1 protein-coding gene is annotated in these 1,273 nt (G+C 40.4%); it reads right to left on the bottom strand.

Annotation, left to right across the window (positions count from 1 at the left end):
- Positions 1–55: 55 nt before the first annotated feature.
- Positions 56–1,273: T9SS type B sorting domain-containing protein (locus tag BW951_RS22315; protein ID WP_139326255.1), on the bottom strand; the 1,218-nt coding region annotated here is incomplete at its 5' end.

Genomic DNA, 1,273 nt, shown 5'->3' with positions numbered 1-1,273 from the left:
CGTAAAAAAGCCACGATAAAAAATCGTGGCTTTAGGATTCAGCTTTTTTGTTTGCTTAATCAATATTTTTAACAAGGATCCATCCTGAATATTTAATCGGTGTTTTTTCCTTGTTGGGTTCATTCCAGTTGATGTGGTACCAATAGGTTCCGGTAAGTATTTTCTTGTCGAAATGTTTACCGTCCCATTTGTAGTTGTTGAATTTACTCCCTGTGAAAATTTTATTTCCGTATCGGTCGTAGATCACGAAGCTTAAATTTTCCTTGTACGCCAGTTCGCTGTAATCGATGAAGTCATTTTTATTATCCCCATTCGGCGTGATGGCGTTTAACAAATTCGGAACCGTTACCTCTACAAAGATCGGGGTACAGTTGTAGGCGTCTTTCACATAGAAAATATGCTGTCCTCTTGAAAGTCCTGTAAATACATTGGAATCCTGCCAGTTGGTAGGCGAATCCACGGCGTATTTATAAGGTGCTTTTCCTCCGGTTACTTTTACCGTTGCTGTATTGTTTGAAATTTCAATTTCCGAAATCACAGGATCCACTGCTTTTTTCACGCTTACAAACTGTTTTACCGAACATCCGTTGTCTTTAAGGATGACCCAGTAATCTCCTACCGGAACTCCTGATAATACCTGAGTGGTTGCTCCTGTATTCCATAAATAAGACTGATATCCCGGTCCTGCATCAAGATTCGTTCTTGCGTCGATACAGATAATCTTATCCACAAGGATCGGAGATCTTTTCGGAGGAATTACCACTAAGTTGGCTTTGGCAATTGCATAACATCCGTTTGAGTTGTATACTCGGATGTAAACCGCTGCGTTCGCTGAAACGTATGCTAAAGGATTTAAAATTTCATTTGTTCCGTTGCTTGCATCGACAAAAGTAGGGTAGTATTTTTTTGTAATCGGCGATTCTGTGGAAACATTGGCAAGCGAAAGATTGAATGCCGCTTTTGTTTCATTATTTTCAAGATAACATTCGCTGATGGTAGCTTCTGTTACCACCGGAGTCGGAAGATAAGCCAGAGTTATTTTGGCATTTCCTGTACATCCTTCGTTGGTCGTCACTTTTACATAGACAATTCCTGCTGCAGAAAGATAATTCGCAGGAGTTGTAATTTCGTTGGTTGCTGCATTCAGGTCAGCCAAGGTAGGATAGAATTTCTTGACCACCGGAGTGTACGTCGTTACATTGGCAGCAGTAAGATCAAAAAAACCTTTTCCGTTGTACTGACAGGCTTTGATGGTGGTGTCCGTTAAAATAAA

This window comes from Chryseobacterium gambrini (assembly GCF_900156825.1).
GTDB lineage: Bacteria > Bacteroidota > Bacteroidia > Flavobacteriales > Weeksellaceae > Chryseobacterium > Chryseobacterium gambrini.
This window is presented reverse-complemented; position numbering and strand designations above follow the sequence as displayed.